The sequence below is a fragment of the Pseudomonas paracarnis genome, assembly GCF_904063055.1.
Classification (GTDB): Bacteria; Pseudomonadota; Gammaproteobacteria; order Pseudomonadales; family Pseudomonadaceae; genus Aquipseudomonas; species Aquipseudomonas paracarnis.
In genome coordinates this window covers 1-449 of record NZ_CAJFCN010000085.1, presented here as the reverse complement: position 1 = coordinate 449, position 449 = coordinate 1, and the positions used below count along the sequence as shown (strand labels likewise).

Here is a 449-nt window from a genome sequence, read left to right as displayed (position 1 = left end):
ATGCACGGCCAAGCCACGCCTATTGGGACATGTCGCCCGGGCTGGACTTTGCAACCAGATTGATTGCCAAGAGCAACGCGGCCGATGTGCTGGAACAGCAGTTGTCGAAGCCGGGCTACGTGTGTGCGCCGATCAACCTGGGCTCCAATACCGCTCCGTACCAGCCAATCGAGCGCGAATACCGGATCACCCGGCAAACCCTTCAAGTCCTGCTGCGCTACCGCCACCCAGTGACGATCATCACCAAGGGCTCGCTGCTCCTGCGCGACCTCGACCTGCTGACCGAGTTGGCCCGCCAGCGCCTGGTGGCGGCGATGATCATCCTCACCAGCCTGGACGATTAGCTCAAGCGCATCCTGGAACCGCGCACCGCAGCGCCCAAGGCACGGCTGCGGGCGATTCGGGTAATGCGCGACGCGCGCTCCCCGGGGGGCTCGCTGTGCCCGCCC

General features: G+C 65.3%; 1 pseudogene. It reads left to right on the top strand.

Going from position 1 to position 449, the window contains the following annotated elements:
• Window positions 1-449: pseudogene (locus JMV15_RS28020) on the top strand (PA0069 family radical SAM protein); the annotation flags it as partial.